The sequence below is a fragment of the Moraxella sp. CTOTU47579 genome (assembly GCF_032004885.1).
Lineage (GTDB): Bacteria > Pseudomonadota > Gammaproteobacteria > Pseudomonadales > Moraxellaceae > Faucicola > Faucicola tetraodonis.
The window spans coordinates 13,161-37,112 of the sequence record NZ_DALZOJ010000002.1; the positions used below are offsets into that span (position 1 = coordinate 13,161).

General features: G+C 42.5%; 28 protein-coding genes and 2 tRNA genes. 13 read left to right on the forward strand and 17 right to left on the reverse strand.

Features of this window, described 5'->3' with window-relative positions; all coding sequences use genetic code 11:
• Position 1 precedes the first annotated feature (1 nt).
• Entirely contained in the window at positions 2–775 is a 774-nt protein-coding gene (locus tag RTP55_RS01345; RefSeq protein WP_007117267.1) for an ABC transporter ATP-binding protein, read from the reverse strand.
• Between the two features lie 171 nt (positions 776–946).
• Here RTP55_RS01345 and RTP55_RS01350 point away from each other — a divergent pair, with 171 nt between their 5' ends.
• Entirely contained in the window at positions 947–2,044 is a 1,098-nt protein-coding gene (locus RTP55_RS01350; RefSeq protein ID WP_312383663.1) for a TonB family protein, read from the forward strand.
• 150 nt (positions 2,045–2,194) lie between these two features.
• On the opposite strand, the gene RTP55_RS01355 is transcribed toward RTP55_RS01350, so the two are convergent.
• From RTP55_RS01355 to RTP55_RS01365, 3 genes are all read right to left on the reverse strand, one after another.
• The gene (locus RTP55_RS01355) at positions 2,195–2,830 is read right to left on the reverse strand and encodes a nitroreductase family protein (RefSeq protein WP_203171359.1); all 636 of its coding nucleotides are present in this window, start codon (positions 2,828–2,830) and stop codon (positions 2,195–2,197) included.
• A gap of 227 nt (positions 2,831–3,057) precedes the next feature.
• Complete coding sequence (locus RTP55_RS01360) at positions 3,058–3,474, reverse strand: Ohr family peroxiredoxin (RefSeq protein ID WP_144918210.1); 417 nt, start codon at positions 3,472–3,474, stop codon at positions 3,058–3,060.
• Between the two features lie 276 nt (positions 3,475–3,750).
• A complete protein-coding gene (locus RTP55_RS01365) occupies positions 3,751–4,215 on the reverse strand; it encodes a MarR family winged helix-turn-helix transcriptional regulator (RefSeq protein WP_312383667.1) in 465 nt (154 codons plus the stop codon).
• Between the two features lie 223 nt (positions 4,216–4,438).
• On the opposite strand from RTP55_RS01365, the gene RTP55_RS01370 reads away from it, so the two are divergent.
• The 9 genes from RTP55_RS01370 (at position 4,439) to RTP55_RS01410 (ending at position 10,681) form a co-directional block, all read left to right on the forward strand.
• Entirely contained in the window at positions 4,439–4,897 is a 459-nt protein-coding gene (locus RTP55_RS01370) for an NfeD family protein (RefSeq protein ID WP_007117261.1), read from the forward strand.
• Between the two features lie 30 nt (positions 4,898–4,927).
• Positions 4,928–5,800, forward strand: a complete 873-nt coding sequence (locus RTP55_RS01375; protein WP_050324924.1) for an SPFH domain-containing protein — start codon at positions 4,928–4,930, stop codon at positions 5,798–5,800.
• A 120-nt stretch (positions 5,801–5,920) separates the two neighbouring features.
• On the forward strand, positions 5,921–6,391 hold the full coding sequence (locus RTP55_RS01380) for a flavodoxin family protein (protein ID WP_312383669.1): 471 nt from the start codon (positions 5,921–5,923) through the stop codon (positions 6,389–6,391).
• A 110-nt stretch (positions 6,392–6,501) separates the two neighbouring features.
• On the forward strand, positions 6,502–7,947 hold the full coding sequence (gene trhP / locus RTP55_RS01385; RefSeq protein WP_312116614.1) for a prephenate-dependent tRNA uridine(34) hydroxylase TrhP: 1,446 nt from the start codon (positions 6,502–6,504) through the stop codon (positions 7,945–7,947).
• Between the two features lie 46 nt (positions 7,948–7,993).
• Positions 7,994–8,401: a hypothetical protein gene (locus RTP55_RS01390; protein WP_312383671.1), complete on the forward strand. Its 408-nt coding sequence runs from the start codon at positions 7,994–7,996 to the stop codon at positions 8,399–8,401.
• A 63-nt stretch (positions 8,402–8,464) separates the two neighbouring features.
• Positions 8,465–8,722 (forward strand): YfhL family 4Fe-4S dicluster ferredoxin, encoded by a 258-nt coding sequence (locus RTP55_RS01395; RefSeq protein ID WP_007117256.1) that lies wholly within the window; start codon positions 8,465–8,467, stop codon positions 8,720–8,722.
• A 127-nt stretch (positions 8,723–8,849) separates the two neighbouring features.
• Complete coding sequence (locus RTP55_RS01400; RefSeq protein ID WP_312383672.1) at positions 8,850–9,392, forward strand: hypothetical protein; 543 nt, start codon at positions 8,850–8,852, stop codon at positions 9,390–9,392.
• An 89-nt stretch (positions 9,393–9,481) separates the two neighbouring features.
• Positions 9,482–10,057, forward strand: a complete 576-nt coding sequence (locus RTP55_RS01405; protein WP_203171364.1) for a hydrolase — start codon at positions 9,482–9,484, stop codon at positions 10,055–10,057.
• 36 nt (positions 10,058–10,093) lie between these two features.
• Positions 10,094–10,681, forward strand: a complete 588-nt coding sequence (locus tag RTP55_RS01410) for an HD domain-containing protein (RefSeq protein WP_203171365.1) — start codon at positions 10,094–10,096, stop codon at positions 10,679–10,681.
• A 63-nt stretch (positions 10,682–10,744) separates the two neighbouring features.
• Here the strand turns inward: RTP55_RS01410 and clpX are convergent, their stop codons facing one another.
• The 4 genes from clpX to rdgB all read right to left on the reverse strand — a co-directional run bounded on the left by clpX (position 10,745) and on the right by rdgB (position 15,212).
• Positions 10,745–12,028: an ATP-dependent protease ATP-binding subunit ClpX gene (clpX, locus tag RTP55_RS01415; RefSeq protein WP_203171366.1), complete on the reverse strand. Its 1,284-nt coding sequence runs from the start codon at positions 12,026–12,028 to the stop codon at positions 10,745–10,747.
• 56 nt (positions 12,029–12,084) lie between these two features.
• On the reverse strand, positions 12,085–12,759 hold the full coding sequence (clpP, locus tag RTP55_RS01420; protein WP_007117251.1) for an ATP-dependent Clp endopeptidase proteolytic subunit ClpP: 675 nt from the start codon (positions 12,757–12,759) through the stop codon (positions 12,085–12,087).
• Between the two features lie 151 nt (positions 12,760–12,910).
• Positions 12,911–14,278 carry a trigger factor gene (tig, locus tag RTP55_RS01425; RefSeq protein ID WP_312383681.1) on the reverse strand — a complete coding sequence of 456 codons (1,368 nt, stop codon included), beginning with the start codon at positions 14,276–14,278 and terminating at the stop codon, positions 12,911–12,913.
• Between the two features lie 283 nt (positions 14,279–14,561).
• Positions 14,562–15,212, reverse strand: a complete 651-nt coding sequence (rdgB, locus tag RTP55_RS01430; protein WP_099833395.1) for an RdgB/HAM1 family non-canonical purine NTP pyrophosphatase — start codon at positions 15,210–15,212, stop codon at positions 14,562–14,564.
• Positions 15,213–15,751: 539 nt separating this feature from the next.
• Between rdgB and RTP55_RS01435 the strand changes: the two genes are divergently transcribed.
• Positions 15,752–16,378, forward strand: coding sequence for a superoxide dismutase (locus RTP55_RS01435; protein ID WP_076775005.1), 627 nt, complete (start codon positions 15,752–15,754; stop codon positions 16,376–16,378).
• Between the two features lie 319 nt (positions 16,379–16,697).
• On the opposite strand, the gene panD is transcribed toward RTP55_RS01435, so the two are convergent.
• The 7 genes from panD to ispE form a co-directional block, all read right to left on the reverse strand.
• A complete protein-coding gene (gene panD, locus RTP55_RS01440; protein WP_036589204.1) occupies positions 16,698–17,078 on the reverse strand; it encodes an aspartate 1-decarboxylase in 381 nt (126 codons plus the stop codon).
• Between the two features lie 214 nt (positions 17,079–17,292).
• Entirely contained in the window at positions 17,293–17,880 is a 588-nt protein-coding gene (gene pth, locus RTP55_RS01445; RefSeq protein WP_312383685.1) for an aminoacyl-tRNA hydrolase, read from the reverse strand.
• A gap of 37 nt (positions 17,881–17,917) precedes the next feature.
• Complete coding sequence (locus RTP55_RS01450; protein WP_007117245.1) at positions 17,918–18,643, reverse strand: 50S ribosomal protein L25/general stress protein Ctc; 726 nt, start codon at positions 18,641–18,643, stop codon at positions 17,918–17,920.
• A gap of 273 nt (positions 18,644–18,916) precedes the next feature.
• Positions 18,917–19,867, reverse strand: coding sequence for a ribose-phosphate pyrophosphokinase (locus RTP55_RS01455; protein WP_007117244.1), 951 nt, complete (start codon positions 19,865–19,867; stop codon positions 18,917–18,919).
• A gap of 127 nt (positions 19,868–19,994) precedes the next feature.
• Positions 19,995–20,070, reverse strand: a tRNA-Gln gene (locus RTP55_RS01460).
• 123 nt (positions 20,071–20,193) lie between these two features.
• Positions 20,194–20,269: transfer RNA gene (locus RTP55_RS01465), tRNA-Gln, on the reverse strand.
• A 99-nt stretch (positions 20,270–20,368) separates the two neighbouring features.
• A complete protein-coding gene (gene ispE, locus RTP55_RS01470) occupies positions 20,369–21,274 on the reverse strand; it encodes a 4-(cytidine 5'-diphospho)-2-C-methyl-D-erythritol kinase (RefSeq protein ID WP_312383687.1) in 906 nt (301 codons plus the stop codon).
• A 129-nt stretch (positions 21,275–21,403) separates the two neighbouring features.
• Between ispE and RTP55_RS01475 the strand changes: the two genes are divergently transcribed.
• Together RTP55_RS01475 and RTP55_RS01480 are read left to right on the forward strand one after the other, a co-directional pair.
• Positions 21,404–22,294, forward strand: coding sequence for a DNA adenine methylase (locus RTP55_RS01475; RefSeq protein ID WP_312383688.1), 891 nt, complete (start codon positions 21,404–21,406; stop codon positions 22,292–22,294).
• 2 nt (positions 22,295–22,296) lie between these two features.
• A complete protein-coding gene (locus RTP55_RS01480; protein ID WP_312383690.1) occupies positions 22,297–23,199 on the forward strand; it encodes a type II restriction endonuclease in 903 nt (300 codons plus the stop codon).
• On the opposite strand, the gene RTP55_RS01485 is transcribed toward RTP55_RS01480, so the two are convergent.
• Both RTP55_RS01485 and RTP55_RS01490 read right to left on the reverse strand, forming a co-directional pair.
• On the reverse strand, positions 23,173–23,697 hold the full coding sequence (locus RTP55_RS01485; RefSeq protein WP_076775013.1) for a hypothetical protein: 525 nt from the start codon (positions 23,695–23,697) through the stop codon (positions 23,173–23,175). The genes RTP55_RS01480 and RTP55_RS01485 overlap by 27 nt on opposite strands.
• Positions 23,697–23,918, reverse strand: a complete 222-nt coding sequence (locus RTP55_RS01490; RefSeq protein ID WP_076775015.1) for a helix-turn-helix domain-containing protein — start codon at positions 23,916–23,918, stop codon at positions 23,697–23,699. Before RTP55_RS01490 ends, RTP55_RS01485 begins: the two co-directional genes overlap by 1 nt.
• Between the last annotated feature and the right edge of the window lie 34 nt (positions 23,919–23,952).

Consider the following 23,952-nt stretch of genomic DNA (forward strand, 5'->3'; position numbering starts at 1 on the left):
ATCACACCACCGCCACTTTATTACCGGTGACTGGGTGACTTAATAAATGCAAATTGATACCAAAAATCTGGTCAAGCACTTGCGGTTGCATGGTACTGGCGATATCACCAACATGACAAAGCTTGCCGTTTTTTAACGCAATAAACTCATCACAAAACTGTGCCGCAAGATTAATATCATGAATAATAATCACAATCGCCTTGTTTTTCTGCCGTGCCAAATCACGAATGAGACGCAGTATTTCAACTTGATAGACGATGTCGAGCGGGGCAAGTGGTTCATCAAGTAGCAAATAGGGCGTATCTTGGGCGATACACATGGCAAGCCATGCCCTGGCGCGCTCCCCTCCGGATAGCGTTGCCACTGATTGCTCGGCAAACGGCGTGACTTGGGTCAGCGCCATTGCTTCACGCACCTTAGTATGGTCTTGTGGCGTAGGCTTTTGTAGCCATTTTTGATAAGGGTATCGCCCTAACATCACCAGTTCGGCAACCGTAAATTGACTGGCATCAGGCAATTTTTGCGGTAAATAGGCGACTTGTTGGGCGAGGGTTTTTGGCGGTAAATCAAAGATTGATTTGTCAGCAAAATCCGGTAATAAAATCTGTCCGCTAGTGGGGGTGGTTTCCCCTGCCAAAGCTTTAATCAATGTCGATTTACCCGAACCGTTATGCCCAATTAAGGCATAGATTTTTCCCTTCTCAATGGTAACATTGATGTTGTTTAAGAGGGTTTTTTGTTGGCGCATGACGGTAAGCGATTGGGTGGTTAGCATGAGTTGACCCGGGTCAAAGTTTTAAAATAGCAAATCATAGCATTGATGATAATAATTATCATTAATTTTTATAAATAAGAATTAATATCATTTAAGATATTGATAACGATTCTCATTCACACTATAATACAGCGATTTCAAAAGTTTCCCTAAACATACAGCGCTATAACTATGTCTATCCAACGTCACGCTAACTTTAGTCCAGCCCATTTCTCAAACGATATTAGCAGCATAGTCGATAAAAAGTCGGGCACGTTGGCACTGATTGGTGTATTGAGCTTACATGGTATCGTAGCGATTAGCTTGGCAAATATGGCAACGCCTGATATCAAACCGCCCAAAGTCACGCCACCGTTAGAAATTAGCTTTATCGCGCCACCACCTGCGCCAACCAAGCCTGAAGAGATGACGGTAACAGCCGAGCAACAACCGATAAAACAACTACCTAAGCCCGTCGAAAAGCCAACAGAAAAGCCCATAGAAAAAATAGCAGAAAAACCAGAAGAAAAGCCGATAGAAAAACCCATCAGCAAGCCTGTTGAGAAAACAGTCGAAAAACCGATTGCTAAGAAACCTGTAGAACAACCGATTAAACCATTACCCGAACCGTCGAAACCAGCTGAAAAAACTATCGTCAAGCCGCCACAGGTTGACCAAAACATTGTCATGGCAAGGCAACTAGCCCTCGCCAATGAGCGAGCCGAACAAGCGCAAAAACAACAACTTGAACGCCAGCAAGCACTCGTCAGACAGCAAGAATTAGAAAGACAACAAGAATTGGAACGCCAACAAGCGCTTGCACGGCAAAAAGCGTTGGAAAACCAATTAATTGAACAACAAGAGCGTGAGCGCAAACAAGCAGAAATAGATCGTCAAAAAGCGCTAGCTGATGCCAAAGCCAGACAAGCCGATGAAGCTAGGGCGAAAGCCGAAAAGGCAAAACAACAACAAGCCGACAAGGATAAAGAAGCCCAGCAAGCGCAAAATAATTCACCTGTGAGCTTTTCGGCAGGGCAAGCAAGTTGGCGGCGGCAACCTAGCTTTAGCTGTCATAGTGAAGACCTGGAAAACGGCGCATTAACAGCGATTATTCGCTATACGGTGGACAAACAAGGCAATCCAACCAGCGTCACTTTAGCCAAATCGACCGGCAATGTCAGAGTCGATAGACAACTGTCTATGCAGGCTAAGAGCGGCAAATTTAACCCCTTTACCAAAAATGGCGTACCGGTGGTAGGTATTGTCAATCTACCGGTTCGCTGTCAATAAAGATGATTATTAAAAAAATCCGTACTTCATAAAACCTATCCCCGTACAAATTGCTTTAACCAATATCACTTGCCCATTGTAGATATAAAAAACCCTCTAAATAAGCTATTTAGAGGGTTGTTCTTAGAGATTTTTTTGCTAGCTGATGAATTAATTGTATTCAATCACAAAATCTTCAGTGGCTACGCGTACTTTTGCCATAGGCGCAATCCAATCACGTGCTGGATCTGAAACACCCACATACATGATTACGATACTTTTTAGCCCCAATTTCTCTAAACCTAATACCTCGTCAATCAGCTTAGGATCAAAGCCTTCGGCAGGGCAACTATCTACTTTAAGCTCTGCTGCTTGTGCCAACGCAAGTCCCAAGCCAATGTAAGCTTGGCGAGCGATATGTTCAAAGTTTTCGTCTGCACTTTTTTTGGCCACACTTGCTTTGAGCATGGAAGTATAACTATCAAAACGTCCTCTAGGTAAGCCACGCTCATCTGTGGTCATGTCATACACGGTATCAATTTTTTCGGCGCTATAATCCTGCCAACCTGCAAAAATAAGCACGTGAGAACATTCTTTCATGCAGTCAGGATTGAGCGCACCCGCCACTAGCTGCGCTTTGATGGCTTGGTTTTTGACCACGATAACTTTAAAGGGCTGCAATCCCGATGAGGTGGGCGCCAGTCGAGCGGCTTCGATGATTTTGTCGATATTTTCTTGACTCACGCTTTGGTTTGGATCAAAGGCTTTGACGGCATGGCGCCATTGTAAGTTTTCAATCAGTGACATGAAATATTCCTAATCTAGTGATAAAACTATAATGATAATAGTAGAGCGATAAAAGTTATTGTCCGAGCCTTTAAACAAAGCTAAAGAAAGCTCGATGTTACCAATTTTGTCATTGGCTGTTAGAACGCTTGAATGGCTTTCAACTTGCTCAACTAAACGGTAAATGTGCCCAAATGGGTCTTTGACATTTGAGCACGCCGCTTGCAATGGAAATTATGTTAAATTGATTATGCCACTACTTGGGTATGCAGACGTACGTCAACATTGCCGCGCACGGCATTAGAATACGGGCAGACTTTGTCCGTCGTTTCAACCAAGTCTTTCGCTTGTTCTTCGCTGACGCCGCTAAGTTCAATATACAAATCGATGTCAAGCGCATAACCGCCTTGGGCATTCATGCCCAGTCCCACAACCGCTGAGGTTTTTGAGCTGACGCCTTCTAGCTTCATACGCTGTGCCACATGAGTCAACGCATTGTCAAAACACGCGGCATAGCCCATGGCAAATAATTTTTCTGGGTTGACGCCTGTACTATTTTGCTCAGGGGTTTGTAAATCAAAGCCTAGTGAACCATCTTCTAGTGCAACATGACCTGAGCGGCCGCCTGTTGAGGTAGCGGTTGGGGTTTTATAAAAAATTTTCATAAGAGTACCTTATTTTGAATGCTTAACTTGCGTGAATGAATAAAAAAAATCGGCGTGACAACATTCGCCACAGTATTTAGATTTTAATATTTAAGTTTTAAAAAATTATATTTTACACAATATAATTTTCAGTGCCTAGATAAGGTAATCAAATTCTCACACGCTGCATACAAACTAATAACAAATGACTAAAAATGCTAAATTTAACGATACCCCAACAAGACGCATGATAATAGATAAGATATAGGCACATAGCGCTTAAAGATGAAAATTTGTTTAATGGTTTTTGGGTGATAGATTGTGGGTACACACCTCCGTATGAGTCGGGCAAAGTTTTTGCGCCACTTGTCGTAGCAGATCTATTGCTTCGTCATCTAACTCCATGGCAGCTAACATAGCACTAGGAATGGACGCAGCTTGGATTTTTAGGGCATCTCCTTTGGCAGTGAGCGATATTTGTACCACCCGTTCGTCTTGTGTGGCACGCTCACGGTGCACAAAGCCTTTGGCTTCAAGTCTTCTAAGTAAAGGGGTAAGTGTGCCGGTGTCAAGGTCTAAAAAATCGCCCAATGTGCCGACAGTTTGTGGACTTTTTTCCCATAGCACCAGCATGACAAGGTACTGTGGATAGGTCAAATCCAAGGTTTTTAGCAGGGGGCGATAGTGGTTAATGATACTTTTTGACAGTGAATAAATGGGAAAACATAACTGGTTACTCAGTTTGAGGGCATCAAGGCTCATCGTATTTTTTGGGACTCTAGAGATGAAAGGGTCATTGACCACTATAGGAAAAAACGCATCTTTGTGCAATCATTAACCACAATTAGCGGTCTGTACGGTCAAGCAGTTGATAGCCGATGATAGTGTATAATGTGACAAAGATAGCGGGTTAAATGACGGCATTTGTTTTTAAATTCATAATCTTGCATAATGGGTTTGGTATAGTAAAAATCAAGGTGGGGATATGCTAATTGAGCCTTGGCACTGGCTAATTTTGGGGTTAGTGCTGATTATTCTTGAACTATTCTTGACCAGTTTTGTGAGTTTATCGATTGGTGTGGCAGCGATTGTGGTGGCAGCTTTGTCATGGTTATTACCGTTTAGCTGGTTTTTTTGGCTGATGGTATGGCTGATACTGTCGGTGATTTTTACTATCATTGGTTTTAAATTTATCAAGCCGTATATGCAAAATCGTACCACAGCAGGATTGGGTTCGGGGGTTATCATCGGGGAAACAGGCATGATTATTCAAAGTCCGCAAGCAGATAAATTGGGCAAGATTCGTTTTAGTGTGCCAATTTTTGGGGCGGATGAGTGGGTGTGTCGTAGCTACCAAAGCGCACCGCTGGCAGTTGGTGATAGAGCCATTGTCGTGGATGTTATTGGAAATGAGTTGCTGGTAGAATCCACCAAGCATCAATAAGCATTAATAAGCATCAATAAAGGAATTGTCATGGAAGCGTTGAGCGGTATTGGTATTTTTTTGGTCGCCTTTGTGCTATTTACCCTTTATAAAGGGGTAAAAATCGTACCACAAGGGTTTAAATGGATTGTACAGCGTTTGGGTAAGTACCATCAGACCTTAGAGCCTGGGTTGAATTTTATCATTCCTTATGTCGATAACGTGGCATATAAAGTAACCACCAAAGACATAGTTTTAGATATTCCATCGCAAGAGGTAATCACCCGTGATAACGTCGTGATTATCGCCAATGCGGTGGCGTATATCAATATCGTGCATCCAGAGCGTGCCGTGTATGGTATTGAAGATTATGAGCAGGGCATTCGTAATTTGGTACAAACCTCACTGCGTTCTATCATTGGTGATATGGATTTTGACAGTGCGTTATCATCGCGTGACCAAATCAAAGCCGCGCTAAAAATGTCAATTTCTGATGATATTGCCGATTGGGGAATTACCCTAAAAACCGTGGAAATCCAAGACATTAGCCCATCACCTACCATGCAAATGGCGATGGAAGAACAGGCGGCTGCGGAGCGGCAACGCCGTGCTACAGTGACCAAAGCGGATGGACAACGCCAAGCCGCAATTGCAGAAGCCGATGGACGTCTTGAGGCTTCACGGCGTGATGCCGAAGCGCAAGTGGTGCTGGCGCGAGGCAGTGAGCAATCAATTCGCTTGATTAGTGAAGCGGTGGGCGAGCGCGAAATTCCGCTGCTATATCTACTAGGTGAGCAGTACATCAAAGCCATGACTGATATGTCAAAATCACCCAATGCCAAAACCGTGGTACTGCCTGCTGATATCTTAAACACAGTACGCGGTATGATGGGGGAAGTGGGCGATAAAATCCACCGTCCTTAAATTTGGCAGCACTTACCTGCTGACTTGAGCCGCTGACTGAAATCGCTGACTGAAACCGCATCACCTTGCGGTTTTTTATTCGCCAAAATTGGGTAATCATGACATTTTAGGATGTACAGTATGCGTGAAATGAAAAATTTACTATTGGTATTACATACCCCATCAGATAATACCCAGCGATTAGCAGAAGTTGCAAAATCCGCCACACAGCTAGCGGATATTGATAACGTCACCGTGATTGTTAAAACACCGTTACAAACCCAAGTGGAAGATGTGTTAAAAGCGGATGCCATTATCATTGGCACGACCGAAAATTTTGGTTCTATGGCGGGACTAACCAAGGATTTTTTTGAGCGAATTTATTACCCTGTGCTTGAGCAAAAACAAGGACTGCCTGTGGCATGTTATATCCGTGCAGGGCTCGACGGTACAGGTAGCAAACGCGCGGTAGAGAGTATCATTACGGGATTGCGTTGGCGCTGGATACAACCGCCTTTAGTATTAAAAGGTGAATGGTCAAGTGCGTTTGATGAGCAAGTCGCTGAGCTTACCATGGCAGTCTGTGCAGGTTTATCATTGAATATTTTATGACCGCTTTAACATGATTTCCGAGTAAATTACTCAAGTTTTTTTCCGCGTGATTAGCAAATTTGTTATAATATCAACAATTTCACATTGTATGACACGCTGTAAGGATAGTTATGACCCGTAAGCCTGAACTTTTATGCCCTGCTGGCACTTTTCGTAATATGCAATATGCGTTTGCCTATGGCGCAGATGCCGTATATGCGGGACAAGCACGCTATAGCTTGCGGGTGCGCAATAATGATTTTGATGAGGAAAATCTTGCCAAAGGAATTGCCTACGCCCATTCACTCGGCAAGCAGTTTTATGTCGTGGTCAATATCCAAGCGCATAATGCCAAGCTTAAAACTTTTATCGAAGACATCCGCCCTGTGATTGAGATGAAACCCGATGCGCTGATTATGTCAGATGCTGGGATGATTATGATGGTGCGTGAGGCCTTTCCAGAGCAGGTAATTCACCTATCGGTGCAGGCGAATGCGGTAAACTGGGCAACGGTCAAGTTTTGGAAACAAATGGGCGTCAGCCGCGTGATTTTGAGTCGCGAGTTGTCACTCAAAGAAATCGAGCAAATCATCGCTGAAGTGCCTGATATGGAAATTGAGGTATTTGTGCATGGGGCACTTTGTATGGCCTATTCGGGTCGTTGCTTGCTCTCTGGCTATATCAATAAACGTGATGCCAACCAAGGCACTTGTACCAATGCCTGTCGCTGGTCATACAACACCTATAAAGCAGAAGAAAACGAAACAGGCGATATCGTGCCAACACAGCCTATCAGCCAACCTATCAGCCAACCTATCAATAGCCCCGAAGTTTTTGTTCCTACTCAAGCCACGCAAGAAGATGCTATTCAAACTGTCAATCTAAATGGTGATGTGGTGATGGGCGATGACTATGTACAGCAGCCATCGGATGAAGTGGTACTGATTGAAGAACAAGGTCGACCAGGCGAATTGATGGCGATGTTTGAAGATGAACATGGCACTTATATTATGAATTCTAAAGACTTACGTGCCGTTGAGCTAGTGCCTGAGCTAACCCATATGGGGGTGCACTCACTCAAAATCGAAGGCCGTACCAAGTCGCATTATTATGTGGCGCGCACCGCGCAAGTGTACCGCCAAGCGATTGATGATGCCGCCGCTGGCAAACCATTTGATACAGGTTTAATCACCGCACTCGATGGGCTAGCCAATCGCGGCTATACCGAAGGTTTTTTACGTCGCCACGTGCATAGTGATTACCAAAACTATGAATATGGGTCATCAAAAACTGATCATCAGCAGTTTGTTGCCGAGATTAGCGACATTACCCCAACACGCTTAACCTTGGTAATTAAGAACAAATTGATGGTGGGTGACACCATCGAAATCATGACGCCACAGGGTAATTTGAGCTACCCTCTCAAAGAAATGTGGAATAAACAAGGTGAGCCGATTGATGGCGCTTTAGGCTCTGGCTGGGTGTGTCAAATCGCCAATCCGTTTAAAGAGATGCAGGATGATGTGTTGCAATTTGCGCTAATCATGAAAAGCGTCAGCGAGCCAATTTTTACCTAAGTTGGTCTTGTTGTCGCGGTATCAGGCGTTAGGTTAAGGAATTTTTGTGGTTCACTCATACCAGCAAAATAAATCAGACACCATTTCAACGATTGTTGAAGCGGTGAATGTTGAAGCATTGCAGGATTCCCTAGCACTTCGCCGTAATGTGTTTATCCAAGGATATTTATCACAGGATTTTAAAGCCATTGAGACGACTTTGGCGGACAACTTTCGGTTCGTTAACGGTAAAGCAATCCACAATCGCGACAGCTGGCATGAGATTTTACATAACTTATGGCAATCTCGAGACTGGCAGTCTCAACCGCTATTGCCTGACCGTGTTCGCTATCACTTTTTCTCACTTACCGAATGTATGATCACTTTGTATTATAAGCATGAACCGACGGCAAATGTCATGCAGGAATTGTGGATGCAAGATGACAGTATATGGTATATGAGGTATGGCGCCTAAGTGCGGTGTCAATCGTTAATCGCTAAAGGTGTTAATTGCTAAGGTAAAAACAGACTACAAGACATGGCACTAAAAATCACTTCCGACTGTATCAATTGCGACATTTGTGAGCCCGAATGCCCAAATGAAGCCATTAGCTACGACAATAAAGTACAAAAAACTTACGTCATCAATCCTGACTTGTGCACCGAATGCATCGGGTTCTATGATGAGCCAACCTGCGACAAAGTCTGTCCGATTGATTGCATCATCAAAGACGATGAGCGCCCTGAATCGCCCGAACAGCTACTTGCAAAATATAAGCAAATTTGGCAAAAATAATACTAACAAAAAGTTGCGGTAAATGTTGCCAAAACATTTTACTATAAGTTAATCAATTTTTTTTGAAGTGATTACTGGCATTTTTTATCAAAAAACAACAATCTAAGTGACATTTAAAGTGACATTCATGTTTAAAAAAAATAACAAAGCGACTGACCCTGAAGTACAACAATCGAAGCGCTCAGCACAGCCTCGCAAACAAAAAAACAAAGCTAAAAAGCGTCACGTTGTCGCGAAACTCATTGGCGTCGGTGTGACAGCTACAGCGGCAACGGGCGTAACTGCTGTCCTAGGCAGTTATGGCGCATGGCAATATGCCAAGCAGCAATATAAAGCGCGCCGTTTATATACCCCTGCATTTAGCGGTGTTGTCACCAATCAGCATTTTAAAGGTAAAGTGCACAAAGTCGGTGAGTATTTAACCTTTGTCACCGATGGCGCTACCTATGCGCTCAATGACCCATTACTGCGTATCCAATCACTGTATCAGTCCAATAAAACACCTACTGACAATCAAGCCAGTCATCAAACCAAGCTTATGGATCGGGTACATTGTGATGACGTCACCATTGTTGCGGAACTCAGTGAAAAAGGACATTATGGCTATTTAGGGCATTTGGACTATCAGTTAACTGTGGTCGACACCGCAGATGATGCCATGAGTTTTTAATGGCGTTTTTTAATAGAGTATAGTATAGCATTCGTGACATACGAATGATTGTAACCACCCAAGTTGAACCATCATCAAAGGAGCTGAAGATGACAACAAAATTTATCCCAAAACCCTATCGTATCGAGCGCAATGACTGCCAAGCCATGCTGATTGATATACAAGAAAAACTTGCGCCCCATATTGCCGAACATCGAAAATTACTCAAAAAAACAGCGATTTTGATTCAAGGTCTACAAGCGCTTAATGTGCCTATTATGGTTAATGAGCAATATCCCAAAGGACTGGGGTCTACCTTACCAGAGTTGACGCAGTTACTATCTGAAAAAAATACCCCAGTGTTTGAAAAAACCACCTTTAGCGCCTGTGATACGCCAACCTCTTGGCATCATATCGCCCAGCAAAATCGCAACAATGTGATTTTATTTGGTACAGAAGCTCATGTCTGTGTCATGCAGACGGCGTTAGATTTACTCGATAACGGTATGCAGCCCATCATTATCACCGATGCCGTGGGCTCGCGAGACCTGTATGACCGTAAAATTGCGATTCGTCGTATGCGCCGTGCCGGTGCGGTCGTCACCACCACCGAAGCGATTTTATTTGAGCTGTGTCGTAGCTCAGAAGATCCCGCTTTTAAAACGATTTCAGCGCTAGTCAAGTGAATACGACTCAGACCATGCAGGATTAAGAGGTATTTGATGCAACCACTTATTGATTATCTGTTGGCATTGGATGCCTTAAAATCAGTCAACCGCCGCAACTATACCACCCAACTGTCTAAAGACACGCCACGACGTCTTGAAAACTCAGCCGAGCATTCATGGCATTTGGCGATGGCGTGTTGGGCAGTAGCGCAGCATTTCAAACTGGATGTCAATCATGAAAAGTTGCTCAAACTGGCATTGGTTCATGACTTGGGTGAAATCGAGGCGGGTGACACATTCTTATATGCTGATAAACGCTCGCAGGCGCATGTTGATGAGCGCATTGGTGTAGAAAAACTGGCAACGATGATGGGCAACCCCGTTCCAGAATTGTTAACGCTGTGGGATGAGCAAGAAACAGGTCATAGTGCTGAAAGCAAACTAGTTAAAGTAGTGGATAGGCTATTGCCCTTTATGCTCAATATGGTGACAGATGGCGGTGCGTGGACAGACCATCAGGTCAAGCGCTCCCAAGTCGAAGCCGCCCAAGCCTTTATCAGACAGGATTTTCCCATCATTCACGACTGGATAACCGAGCAAATTGCCATTGCGGTACAACAGGGTTGGTTGATTGAAGATTAAACATAAAAAAACGTGCGACATAGGCACGTTTTTTTAACTCACTATTTTTAAAATCACTAACAGTTAAACAATCTCTGGCGATTGGTTATTATCAATCACTGCCTTATTGACTGTCACGGTTTTGCCGGGTGTCATCGAGGGTAATTCATACATGGTATCGAGCAGGGCGTTTTCAACAATGGAGCGTAGACCACGCGCGCCGGTACGACGCTTTAAGGCTTGTTTGGCAATCGCAACTAGCGCATCATCGGTAAACGATAACGTCGCATTTTCCATCTCAAACAAGTATTCGTATTGTTTGACCAGCGCATTTTTTGGCTCGGTTAAGATTTGTACCAATGCTTCTTCGTCCAATTCTTCCAGTGTCGCGACCACAGGCAGACGACCAATTAACTCTGGAATCAGACCAAATTTAATCAAATCTTCTGGCTCGACTTGCTTGAATAATTCACCGGTTTTCTTGCCGCTGTCTTTGGCTTTTACCTCAGCGTTAAAACCGATACCGGTTTTTTCGGTACGCTGTTGAATGACATTGTCTAGACCAGCAAACGCACCGCCACAAATCACCAAGATATTACTGGTATCGACCTGAATCATCTCTTGGTTTGGGTGCTTACGACCACCTTGCGGTGGAATATTGGCAACCGTACCTTCAATCAATTTCAACAGCGCTTGCTGTACGCCTTCACCCGACACATCACGGGTAATCGAAGGGTTTTCGCTTTTACGGCTGATTTTATCAATTTCATCGATATAAATAATGCCTTTTTGCGCTCTCTCGACATCAAACTCTGCCGCTTGTAACAGTTTTTGTACGATGTTTTCCACGTCTTCACCGACATAACCCGCTTCGGTCAAGGTAGTGGCATCGGCGAGCGCAAATGGGACATCAAGTAGGCGTGCCAGGGTCTGCGCCAGTAAGGTTTTGCCCGAGCCCGTTGGACCAATCAGCAAAATATTACTTTTTGATAGCTCAACCATCGCATCTTCAGCGCCAAGTGTCGTCAGTGCCTTATCTTCACTCAGCTTTTCACTGACCTTTAAGCGTTTGTAATGGTTGTAAACCGCGACTGCCAAAGTTTTTTTGGCTTTATCTTGACCGATGACATACTCATCTAAGTGGCTGCGGATTTCTTTGGGCGTTGGCAATTTGCGCGCTGCCCAGTTTTCACGCTCATTGGTATCACTACCGTCGCTGCCCGATGACTTTGATTCGGCGATTAAATCATCGCACAGTTCAATACACTCATTACAGATATTGGCGTCTTGACCTGCAATTAGCTTTTTGACTTCGTGTTTGGCTTTACCACAAAACGAGCAGTGTGGCTCAATGTCATTTTTTGACATAAAAAAACGCTCCTAAAATTATGCTTGTTTTAATTGCTTTGTGATTGTGTAACCTATTAAGCAATGCTTGGACGTTTTTCTAATACTTCATCGATCAGACCGTATTCTTTGGCTTCTTGGGCGTCTAGCCAATAGTCACGCTCGACATCACGGGCGATTTTCTCAAGTGGCTGACCGGTACGTTCTGCCAAGATTTTATTTAAGCGTTCACGGATTTTTAGGATTTCACGCGCATTGATTTCAATATCGGTCGCTTGACCTTGTGCCCCACCTGACGGTTGGTGAATCATCACACGCGCATTGGCTAAGGCGTAGCGTTTACCTTTTTCACCCGCCGCTAGTAAGAATGAACCCATGCTATAAGCACCGCCCATACAAATCGTTGACACTTGTGGCTGGATAAAGTTCATGGTGTCAAACACCGCAAGACCTGCACTCACAGAGCCACCTGGTGAATTAATGTATAAGTGAATGTCTTTTTCTGGATTTTCCGCTTCTAGGAACAACAACTGGGCGACAATTAAATTCGCCATGTGGTCTTCAACTTGACCGGCTAAGAACACCACACGCTCACGCAATAAGCGAGAATAGATGTCAAATGAGCGCTCGCCGCGAGCCGATTGCTCGACCACCATAGGTACTAAAGCACTTTGTGGTGACAACACGTCACGGGTTACGGTATTTTGGATTTGACTCGTCGCAAAAGGCGAGTCCAAGAATTTTTCTAACATGTTATTGTCCTTTTTAAATATGCAAAAGCCCTTATCGTTTATAAGGGCAATTGGCATAAAAACAAGTTACTAAGCTGACTAAAAATACATTCTTAAATGCCTAAGCTTAAATATCTAAGCTTAAATGCCTAAGAATGGATTAAGCCAATTATTACATGATCGCTTGTTGCTGTTGGCTAGCCAGTAAGTCTTGGTAAGATACTTCAGTATCAGTCACTTTACCTTGAGACAAGATATGATCGACCACTTGATCTTCTAACACCACTGCTTCGATGTTGGCACGTTCTTGCGCATTGTTGGTGTAATAGTCGATAACTTCGTTTGGATCTTCGTAGTTTTCTGCCATTTCGTTGATGTATTGGGTCACACGTTCTTGGTCAACTTCAAGTTTGTTTGACTCAATCAGGCTCGATACAATGATGCCAAGGCGGGCAGCGCGCAGGGCTTGCTCTTTAAATAATTCGTTTGGTAGCATATCTTTGTTAAAAGTTTTAGGATCTGCACCAAATTGCTGGGCAAAACGGTTTAACATCATGCTGCGTTGGCGATCGATTTCTTGCTCAAGCATCGATGCAGGTACGTCGATTTCATTTTTTTCAAGTAGGGCGTTAAATGCCGCTTCTTTTACTTGGTTGCGGGCAGCGCTTTTTACTTCGCGCTCCATGTTTTTACGCACGTCTGCTTTAAGTTTGTCTAAGCCGCCTTCTGTTACCCCAAATGCTTCAAGGAACTCGTCGTTCAATTCTGGTAGTTGTGATTGCTCAACTGATTTGACGTTGATTTTGAACTGTGCTTGTTTACCTTGTAGGTTTTCAGCTTGGTAATCTTCTGGAAACGTCACGTCGATGGTTTTTTCTTCGCCTGCTTTCATGCCCTTGATACCATCTTCAAAGCCTGGAATCATACGACCACTACCTAAGACTAGGCTAAAGTCTTGTGCGCTACCACCTTCAAATTTTTCACCGTCGATTGAACCTTCAAAGTCAAACTTGACTTGGTCGCCTTCATCTGCGGCATCGTCTTTGGCAACGTAAGTTTGGCGTTGTTTTTGTAGGTTTTCAATCATGGTGTCAACATCTGCGTCGCCCACGTTGGCAACTTGACGCTCAACTTCAATGTCTGATAACCCTTGAACTTCTACTTCTGGGAATACTTCAACCGTTGCTTGATAAACCAAAAAGTCGTTTTCAAGTTTCACGTCATCAATGTTTGGCATACCCACAGCGCGGATGTTTTCTTGACGAATCGCATCAAATACGGTATCGCGAATCACATCATTGATCACTTCCTGTTGGATACCTGCGCCATATTGGGCGCGAATGTGTGATACAGGCACTTTACCTTTACGGAAACCGTCGATTTTAGCGGTTTTTGCCACTTGGTTGATGCGTTTTTCCACACGACCTTGAATGGTTGACACAGGTACTTTAACCGTGAGTTGGGTTTCAAGGTTTGATTTTTTGTTGGTAGTTACTTCTAAGTTAGTAACTGTTGAATCTGACACATTTGAATTTGACATAACAAAACCTTCCATAAAATATCAAAAAAGAGCAGCGTGGGTGCCACTCATAAAGGTAAATAGCGATAAGTTATCAGGCTTTTAAGGTGATTGAAAAAAGCCTATAAAATACGCAATCCAAAATCTGTTGGTTAACGCATGCTAAAAGGCAAAAATTAACCGAAAGTGGTATAGTATAAATTAATCATCTAGTAAAGTAAAAAAATTGTTGCTGTAAAATCTCTGTATCCACTACCTTAGCAGTCACACCCTGTCTATCTGCAAGAGCGTGAGTTGAAAACCTTTACTTCATCAATTGCATTAGCAGTTGCTGCATCGCTTGCCCGCGATGACTGATGCGGTTTTTATCGGCCTTGTGCATCTCGGCAGCGCTTTTTTGTAAGCTAGGTAGCCAAAATAGCGGGTCATAACCAAAACCAAGCTCACCTTGCGGGGCGGGCAAGATTTCACCTTGCCAAATCCCTTGGGCAATGATGGGTAGCGGGTCATCGGCATGGTGCACGAGTGCCAACACGCAAACAAACTGCCCGATAATCGGCTCATTCGTATGTCTGTGGGGTTCAAGCAGCCGCAATAATTTTTGGTTATTGGCTAAGTCTTTATGCTGGCTAAAGCTGGCTTCATCTTGGGCAAAACGCGCAGAATAAATTCCGGGTTGACCGCCCAAGATAGGTACACATAAACCCGAATCATCAGCAATCGCAGGCAGTCCGCTAATATGGCTGGCATGGCGGGCTTTAATCAGCGCGTTCTCAATAAAACTAAGTCCATCTTCGACCGCGTCCTCGATGCCCAATTGCCCTTGTGGGATGACTGTTATTTCAAGATTGGCTTGTTCAAATAATTGCTTGAATTCCGCGAGTTTGCCTTGGTTATTACTGGCGAGGACTAACTGGCGGGTAGGAAATAGTTGATTAAGGATAGAAACTGACATACAGACCCACTGTGTGTATTTTGCATAAAAAACTTGACCTTATCATAGCATAGTTAACAGTGGCTCGCGCTGCAAATACTCACATTGCAAAAGCCTTATACCAAACCACTACAGTTTTTTTTGAATAATTTGCTATCATCAAATAGCAAGTAACGGGTTAAAAATCAGCTTATTAGCATGCACTCATTGATTTTTACCCCACAAGATAATAAATCCCCACTATAGAAACGGTTAAATTCTGCCAATTTTTATGGCAAAATAACCCATGTGTTATGAGGATATTATCAAGGCTAATGATAGCAAGGTTAATAAACAAAGCTAACGATAGTAAAATTGGTGAGTGGTTTTAACCCTTGATAAAGCTTGATGAAGCATAGATAAATAACATAAACTAAATAACATCAACCCAGCCAACTTGCCATTTTGGATATGGTTTTGATATATGCGCTTTTAATACAAAGCTTTTATCACACAAATGGCATGTGGTTACTTTTATCATAAAGTCATCACAACAATAGCGAAGGAAAAAGGAAAATAACATGTCACACATTACATTACCAGATTTACCATACGCCAAAAACGCGCTTGAGCCACATATCAGCGCAGAAACCCTAGAATTTCACCATGACAAACATCATGCAGCGTATGTCAACAAACTAAATGAGCTACTACCAGGTTCAGGTCTTGAAGGTAAAGAGCTGGATGAAATCATCAAAGCCACCGCAGGTGATAGCAGCAAAGCGACCATCTTTAACCAAGCGGCGCAGGTTTGGAACCACACTTTCTATTGGAACTGCTTGACAGCCAATGGTGGCGGTGAACCAACAGGCGATCTAAAAGCCAAAATCGAAGAAGCGTTTGGTTCGTATGCAAAATTCCGTGAAGAATTCAAAAACGCGGCTGTAAGCCAATTTGGTTCAGGTTGGGCATGGTTAGTGGCTGACAGCGTGGGTGGTCAATTATCAATCACCAAAACGGCAAACGCAGACACCCCATTAGCCCATAACCAAGTTGCGGTATTGACTTGTGACGTGTGGGAGCATGCTTACTACATCGACTACCGTAATCGTCGTCCAGACTACGTTGACACCTTCCTAGATAAACTTGTCAACTGGGATTACGCAAACGCCAAATACAAAGGTCAACCAGCTGGCGTAGAAAAATAATCGCCTATCTTGGCTTCTTTAAGCCTTTTAATTTTTTAAAAAAGCCGAATCAACTTCGGCTTTTTTTATTATTTTTTTTTATTAATAGGCACTAAAAGTAAACGTTATTAATTCTATAGCAAGCCTTTCGTTGTTTGCCACATTGGTGCTAATTAACCTATCGCAAGCAGATTACCAACGTGCAATTTACGGTTGACCCACCTATCAATCTACTTATCAGCCAAACTTATTGTTTAAATAAAAAATATAGACAAAAAAAGGCGAGTATTCAATGACTCGCCTAATTTATTTGCACATTTGTGGTAAAGATAAAGCAGTGTTAAGAAACTTGTACAGGAATCACGTTGGCAGTGTCTTTAACGATATTACCTTCATCAAGGTAAACCAAGCGTGGATGATGGTTGTCGGCTTCTTTCTCATCCATTTGCGCGTAAGCAGCGATAATTACCACATCGCCTAAATCCGCCATGTGAGCGGCTGCCCCGTTTAGCGAAATCATTTTTGAGCCTGCTTCTGCACGAATCGCATAGGTGCGAAAACGTTTACCGTTGTTGACATTGTAAATGTCGATTGATTCGTTCTCACGGATGCCCGCCAAGTCGAGTAACTCGCTATCAATGCCACATGAACCTTCGTAGTGAAGCTCACAATGGGTCACACGCGCACGGTGAAGTTTGGCTTTTAATAGGGTTAATAACATGATCGTTCCTTACCTTGTCAGGTTAACGCGATGCGCGTCATTGTGGTAAAAGTGAGCAGGCTAGTCATGAGAGGCTATTAACCAACTCGATAAAAGTTAAACATGATTGAAATATCAGGTGAGAAATTCATCCATCTTGCAATCAATATATGGAAGGAAAATAAAAGTTCAAGGATAGACCCTAAGATTTATCAATCTTGTCCTTTGGTTAACGTTAGGCATTAGGTAGTTTAAAACTATTGATGGCTTGCTGGGCTTTGGCTAAGTCACCTGTCACCAAATCGGGCAGGGTACGCATGGCAGCGTCTAGCATACTGTCAAATGCGATTTGCTCATCAGCGGTCGGTTTGCCAAGCACATAACCCGATACTTTGGACTTATGTCCTGGATGACCAATCCCCAAACGTAAACGGTGAAAATCCGCGCCGATATGTGGCACGATATCACGCAGTCCATTATGACCGCCATGACCACCGCCTGTTTTTAAGCGCATACGACCCACATCAAGGTCAAGCTCATCATGAACAATCAGCAGTTCGTCATTGTGGATGCCATAAAAATTTACCATCGGTACCACCGCTTCCCCTGATTTATTCATAAAAGTATGCGGTAACAATAAACGTATATCCATGCCATATACTACGCCACGCCCAACCAAACCATGAAATTTTTTATCCAACGTCATGGTAATATTAAACATCTCGCTTAGACGCTCCACAAACCAAAAGCCAGCATTATGCCGTGTTTGGGCATACTGCTGACCTGGGTTGCCAAGTCCGACAATCAGTTTCAGTTTTGACACGCTGATTATTCCAACTTAAGCGGCAAATGATAAATGATTATTCATCATCAGATTTTGGGGCATCATGGGTATCATCTTGTGCTTGAAGCTTACGTGCTTCTTCGTCACCTTCAGGATCACGAGTACCCGCAGCTTCTTCATTTGCTTCTGGCTCGATTGGCTCTTCAACTTCCACCGTTGGCGCTTGCATAGTAGCCACGGTACGGTTAAACGGTTCAGTCACTTCAAGCTCACGAATGGCAACGCCTTCAGGTAACTGGATATCTAACAAGTGAATCGAATCACCGACGTTCATGCCAGATACATCGACTGTCAAGTATTCTGGGATTTTTGAAGGAATAGCAGTGATTTCAAGTTCAGTGGCATTCGATACAAAGATACCGCCTGCTTTATGACCTGGTGCATCTTCAGCGCCTACATAGTGTACAGGAACAGTGATGTGCATCGCTTGACCACGGACGATACGTTGGAAGTCAGCGTGCATTGGGGTGTTTTTGGCTGGATGACGTTGTAGTGCTTTAATCACCACTTCTTCCGTACCTTGACCTTCTACGTTGATGGTCAAAATGTGAGAGAAGAAACTTTCTGTTTCAAGTGATTTAATCAATTCATTGTAACGGATAGCAATAGAGGCTGGCTCTTTGTCCGCACCGTATACGATTGCTGGTACTAGGTTTTGTTTACGAAGGCGGCGGCTCGCACCTTTACCTTGTAACTCGTCGCCACGTACGACAGCGTTTAATTCAAAAGTTTGGTTACTCATGGGAGTTTCCTTGGGTTAGGCTAGTCAGGGATGCCTTGTCAGTATGATTTGGCTGTTTGCCTTTACTTACAACGCTCTGCTTATAAAAATTAGCAAGTAACTAGCGAGTGAAAAAAAGCATAAATTTGCGACCAATTTATGCGTTATACGCCATTTTTCAAAAAAATAGCAAAACTTTAACAATTATTTTGTAAATAGCAAGTTAATAATAGCAACATGGGCGTAGCCGATAAGCCCGCATTCCACATGCTGGCTAACATTGCCTAAAATTACCTACATAATGTCAAACATCGCACTCAATGATTCTTCATTGTTGATACGACGTAGCGCTTCAGCCAGCATAGGCGCAATGGTCACTTGGCGAATTTTGCCCGTGTTTTTTGCGGCATCTGACAGTGGGATAGTATCGGTTACGACAAGTTCATCAAGCACTGACGCGGCAATTGTTTGGATGGCTTTACCTGACAATACGGGGTGGGTGATGTAACCCACCACACGGCGCGCGCCACGTTCTTTTAATGCGGCAGCGGCTTTACACAGGGTACCTGCGGTATCCACCATATCATCAATAATCACGCAATCGCGGTCTTTAACATCACCGATAATATGCATCACTTCTGATTCGTTGGCTTTGGCGCGGCGTTTATCAATAATTGCCATATCGGCATCGCCTAACTGTTTTGCCATTGCACGGGCACGAACCACACCGCCTACGTCAGGGGATACTACCATCAAGTTATCGTATTTTTGCTCACGTAAATCTTTAAATAAAACCGGCGTACCGTAAATATTGTCTACAGGGATATCAAAAAAACCTTGAATCTGGTCTGAGTGCAAATCCACGGTAACAACACGGTCAATGCTCACAATATTGAGCATATCAGCGACCACTTTTGCTGAGATAGGTACACGCGCTGAGCGAGGACGACGGTCTTGACGCGCATAACCAAAATAGGGCATCACTGCCGTAATACGACCTGCACTGGCACGGCGCAAGGCATCTGCCATTACCATGATTTCCATCAAATTGTCATTGGTCGGTGAGCAAGTTGATTGTAGGATAAAGACGTCTTTACCACGTACATTCTCTTGGATTTCAACCGCGACTTCACCATCCGAAAAACGCGTCACATCGGCACGTCCTAACGGAATATGTAAGTGATTGGTGACATTTTTTGCCAATTCTGGATGGGCATTTCCGGTAAAAATCGCCAAATAAGGCATATGCGAGTCCTATTTTTCTAGACCAACGACGGTTTCATCAAACAAAAAAACTCATCAACTAACTTTTACAATTAGGATGAGAAAAACGTCATTACGTCAACTACTAAAAATGGGTTAGTAAAGAAAATGGCAGGGGTAGCTGGACTCGAACCAACGAATGCCAGGATCAAAACCTGGTGCCTTACCAACTTGGCGATACCCCTGTGACGGTGCGAACTATACCGATTTTAGGCGATTTTGTCAATGTAAAATGTCTTGAACAGCGCAGATTTTATGACAAAATTTTTACTACGTGATGCACAAGAAAATCTGTACATCTTTAAATATGGCAGGGGTAGCTGGACTCGAACCAACGGATGCCAGGATCAAAACCTGGTGCCTTACCAACTTGGCGATACCCCTGTATTGGAAGCGATATTTTAACCAAAAAACATAAAATTGCAAGCTTTTTTTGGGCATAAACACCAAAATTTTTGCAATCGTTGATTTTCCAAAATTTTGTTACAGCGTATGCACCCAATACGCGTGAAAAGGTGATGATTGTAGCCAGTGTTTGATGGTGTTTTTATCAAAATCGCTAGGTACTGGCAAAAACACACAGCTCCCTGAGCCCGTCATGCGCGGTGTGGTGTGGGTGTTGGTGGCAAGCGTCCTTAAAACCTTCATCGCGGCGTTGACGTCTGCAGATAAGGCACATACCACAGGTTCAAAAACATTGGTAAAGCCATCGGTTAACTCATTGGTAAAGGCATGACAGTGGCTTTGCAAATAGTCATGAGAAAGGCTTGCGCAATCCCGTTTTAACAGCGGATGGACGAAAAGTTCAGCCGTGCTGATATGGGCATCGGGTTTTAACAATAAAAATTGCTGCGCAGGCAAGTCAATCGGCGTTAAAATCTCGCCAATGCCTTCAGCAATGGCGTCTTTGCCAAAAATAAATATCGGTACATCCGCGCCCAGTTTTGCACCGATGAGGCGTAGCTGCTCATTGCTCAATCCTATTTTCCATAAGGTATTGAGTGTCATCAGGGCTGTCGCACAATTAGACGAACCCCCGCCCAAGCCTGCCCCCATCGGAATGTGTTTATCAAGATGAATATCAACAATCGGTAATTGGGCGATTTGCGAGTCACTCAAGATTTGATGATTTTTGGCAAAGCCTAATAAGGCAATGGCCGCTTTAATAATCAGATTGTCGGCAGGGGTGTCGGTGACGTGCTCGGCATTGGACAGGGTGACGGGTAAATTATCGCCAATGGTTTTATCTGTATGGCTAAAAGTGAGCGTATCGTACAAATCTATCAGCCGAAATACGGTTTGTAGATTGTGATAGCCGTCGGGGCGTTTACCGGTAATATGTAAAAATAAATTGATTTTGGCAGGGGATTGTTGGGTAAGGGTCGGCATATTTTTATAATGAGTGACAGGTTTGCTTAAAATTCTAACACATCAATTTGCATTGAAGTTCATTGAAAGGATAAAAATCGGCTGTGCTATAATGCCTATCCTTTTTGATTCGATGTTCAAATTTAAAAAATGTCTCAACTTAAACCTTTTCTAAAATGGGCTGGCGGTAAATCACAACTCATCGGTGATATACAAGCACGTTTGCCAAATTATACAGCCAATCAAGATTTCTGCATGATTGAGCCATTTCTGGGTGGGGGTGCGGTCAGTTTTTGGGCATTATCTAACTTAAAATATTTAAAAAAACTTATTATCAATGACTTTAATGAAGATCTAATAAATGTCTATCAGGTTATCAAGGCAGATGTTCAACAATTAATGATTGAGTTAGATAACTTGCAAAGAGATTATGATAAGTTGTTAGATAAAGATGCAAAAACGCCTTATTTTTATGCTAAACGTGCAAGTTTCAATCAAAGAAATCTTGATCCAGTGAAGCAAGCCAGTTTATTTATATTTTTGAATAAATCCAGTTTTAATGGGCTATATCGAGTTAATAAAAAAAATCAGTTTAATGTGCCAATAGGTAGTTATAAAAGACCGATTTTTTTGGATAAAGCATTATTACTTGCAGTCTCTGACGCGTTGCAAAAAGTCGTGATTTTACAGGGTGACTACGAGCAAACGATTAAAGCGCTACCAAACGACTTACCTTGCTGGTTTTATCTTGATCCACCTTATCGCCCGATTAGCGAAACAGCAAGTTTTACTGCTTATTCTCATCAAGTTTTTGATGACAGTGAGCAACGTCGGCTGCATGAGTTTTGCCAGAAAATTGATAAGTTGGGGCATCAGTTTTTATTAAGTAATTCTGACCCAAAGATGCACAGTGAGTATGATGATTTTTTTGATAATCTTTATCAAGATTTTAATATAGAGCGAGTAACCGCTAATCGTGCTATTGGGGCAAAATCAACCAGTCGTCAAGCCGTCAATGAATTGTTAATACGGAATTATTAATTATGGATAGTCAATTGTTTGCAGATGAACATTTTGAGAAGTTCATTGAGACACTAAATTTAAAAGGTATCACTCAGTTTGATTATTTTGTGAACTGGGGAAAGGTGTTTAAAAATATTACCCCAATCGAAAAAGAGCTGAATTTGTTAAACACTGCCATTGGTAAAGAAGATATCGAAGCGGCATTGTTCGATATTCTTAAGACTTATCCGAAGACAATTAAGACAGTACCCACTCTTTTGGCAATTCGAGATAAATCAGTTGAAGTTTTGATTGATAGCACGGCTTTTATTTATAAAAATTTTGACTTCAATTTAAAAGAAGTCACAGATGAAAAAATTCACGATGTGGTAAATCTCTTGATTGAGAGTGGTTTTGCGGAATTGATCAAAACCAAGCAAATTAAAAGTATCCCTGACTATTGTATTGGTGTAGAAGTTGGACTTGATTCCAACGGTCGAAAAAATCGTGGTGGTACATCGATGGAAAAACTCGTTGAATCCTTTGTCGCCATATTTTGTCATGAACATAATTTAGCTTATTTGGCTCAAGCCAACGCCAAAAAGATTAAAGAAGTTTGGGGCATCGATATTGCTGTTGATAAATCTTCGAGAATCATCGATTTTGTAATCAAAAAAGATGCGCAGTTATTTTTTATCGAGTGCAATTTTTATGGCGGTGGTGGCTCAAAGTTAAAATCCACCGCAACTGAATATATCGAAATGAGCCGCTTTTGGCAGGCTCAAGAGGTTACTTTTATTTGGGTGACTGATGGGAAAGGTTGGCTGAAAACTAAAAATCCATTAAAAGACTATTTTGAACGCAACAATATTTTGCTCAATATTGAAATGTTAAAAGATGATTATTTGGGTAAAATTTTATTCCCAAACAATCTTATTAAGTAAGTCAGCAACATTAAAAAAGTAGTCCGATTGATTATCTCGAATATATTGCAACGGGTCTTTATATTTAGGCTTATCAAACCATTCGCTTAGTAAGTAATAAAAATGAACTTGTTTTCCTAAAGGGGTAAACATTTTTTGATATTGCTGGGTTTTAAAAGGAAAAGTTGTCAGTTTCTCATCAACTGACCCGCCTGTATTTTGAAACTTTTTCTCTATGATATAACATGACTTTTGGGTAATTAATACATCATCAGGCAATAATTGAGAGCTAATAAAATCTTGCCAATTTATTTGATTAAGCAATAAGTAATTCTTGTACAAGCCATACTTAGAAAAATGTTCAGCGACCAAAATATTTTTCAAATAAATTTTATTATTTACCGTATGAAAATTAGGTAGAGCATCAATCACTGTCAAAAGATTCATGTCTCTTTCAAAGGTTAGACCATTAATATTGGTTTGTGCCCCACCGCCAAAACTATTAGGCTGTCTTGCCATTATTTATCCTTAAATTCAAATAATTCACTTAACGACAAATCAAACGCGTTAGCAAAAATCTCAATATTGATTAGTGCAGGATTTCGCTCGCCACGTTCGACCATCCCAATATAGTTACGATGAAACCCTGTCAGTTCTGCTAACTGCTCTTGACTGAGGTTTTTAGCTTTACGCAGTTGGCGAATTTTTTGCCCAAACTTGATTAAAATGTCATTTTCCATTGCGTTATTCTCACTCATTGTTTAAAATAAACTA

Bases quoted from the DNA above. Each gene is read 5' to 3' on its own strand.
- RTP55_RS01485 (WP_076775013.1), bottom strand. From the start codon at position 23,697: ATGGCAAGACAGCCTAATAGTTTTGGCGGTGGGGCACAAACCAATATT.
- RTP55_RS01435 (WP_076775005.1), top strand. From the start codon at position 15,752: ATGTCACACATTACATTACCAGATTTACCATACGCCAAAAACGCGCTT.
- RTP55_RS01405 (WP_203171364.1), top strand. From the start codon at position 9,482: ATGACAACAAAATTTATCCCAAAACCCTATCGTATCGAGCGCAATGAC.
- RTP55_RS01455 (WP_007117244.1), bottom strand. From the start codon at position 19,867: ATGCCTTATTTGGCGATTTTTACCGGAAATGCCCATCCAGAATTGGCA.
- RTP55_RS01380 (WP_312383669.1), top strand. From the start codon at position 5,921: ATGCGTGAAATGAAAAATTTACTATTGGTATTACATACCCCATCAGAT.
- RTP55_RS01400 (WP_312383672.1), top strand. From the start codon at position 8,850: ATGTTTAAAAAAAATAACAAAGCGACTGACCCTGAAGTACAACAATCG.
- RTP55_RS01475 (WP_312383688.1), top strand. From the start codon at position 21,404: ATGTCTCAACTTAAACCTTTTCTAAAATGGGCTGGCGGTAAATCACAA.
- RTP55_RS01370 (WP_007117261.1), top strand. From the start codon at position 4,439: ATGCTAATTGAGCCTTGGCACTGGCTAATTTTGGGGTTAGTGCTGATT.
- tig (WP_312383681.1), bottom strand. From the start codon at position 14,278: ATGTCAAATTCAAATGTGTCAGATTCAACAGTTACTAACTTAGAAGTA.
- RTP55_RS01395 (WP_007117256.1), top strand. From the start codon at position 8,465: ATGGCACTAAAAATCACTTCCGACTGTATCAATTGCGACATTTGTGAG.
- RTP55_RS01355 (WP_203171359.1), bottom strand. From the start codon at position 2,830: ATGTCACTGATTGAAAACTTACAATGGCGCCATGCCGTCAAAGCCTTT.
- RTP55_RS01450 (WP_007117245.1), bottom strand. From the start codon at position 18,643: ATGAGTAACCAAACTTTTGAATTAAACGCTGTCGTACGTGGCGACGAG.
- clpX (WP_203171366.1), bottom strand. From the start codon at position 12,028: ATGTCAAAAAATGACATTGAGCCACACTGCTCGTTTTGTGGTAAAGCC.
- RTP55_RS01375 (WP_050324924.1), top strand. From the start codon at position 4,928: ATGGAAGCGTTGAGCGGTATTGGTATTTTTTTGGTCGCCTTTGTGCTA.
- panD (WP_036589204.1), bottom strand. From the start codon at position 17,078: ATGTTATTAACCCTATTAAAAGCCAAACTTCACCGTGCGCGTGTGACC.
- RTP55_RS01410 (WP_203171365.1), top strand. From the start codon at position 10,094: ATGCAACCACTTATTGATTATCTGTTGGCATTGGATGCCTTAAAATCA.
- trhP (WP_312116614.1), top strand. From the start codon at position 6,502: ATGACCCGTAAGCCTGAACTTTTATGCCCTGCTGGCACTTTTCGTAAT.
- RTP55_RS01360 (WP_144918210.1), bottom strand. From the start codon at position 3,474: ATGAAAATTTTTTATAAAACCCCAACCGCTACCTCAACAGGCGGCCGC.
- clpP (WP_007117251.1), bottom strand. From the start codon at position 12,759: ATGTTAGAAAAATTCTTGGACTCGCCTTTTGCGACGAGTCAAATCCAA.
- RTP55_RS01350 (WP_312383663.1), top strand. From the start codon at position 947: ATGTCTATCCAACGTCACGCTAACTTTAGTCCAGCCCATTTCTCAAAC.
- rdgB (WP_099833395.1), bottom strand. From the start codon at position 15,212: ATGTCAGTTTCTATCCTTAATCAACTATTTCCTACCCGCCAGTTAGTC.
- RTP55_RS01345 (WP_007117267.1), bottom strand. From the start codon at position 775: ATGCTAACCACCCAATCGCTTACCGTCATGCGCCAACAAAAAACCCTC.
- ispE (WP_312383687.1), bottom strand. From the start codon at position 21,274: ATGCCGACCCTTACCCAACAATCCCCTGCCAAAATCAATTTATTTTTA.
- RTP55_RS01490 (WP_076775015.1), bottom strand. From the start codon at position 23,918: ATGGAAAATGACATTTTAATCAAGTTTGGGCAAAAAATTCGCCAACTG.
- RTP55_RS01480 (WP_312383690.1), top strand. From the start codon at position 22,297: ATGGATAGTCAATTGTTTGCAGATGAACATTTTGAGAAGTTCATTGAG.
- RTP55_RS01365 (WP_312383667.1), bottom strand. From the start codon at position 4,215: ATGAGCCTTGATGCCCTCAAACTGAGTAACCAGTTATGTTTTCCCATT.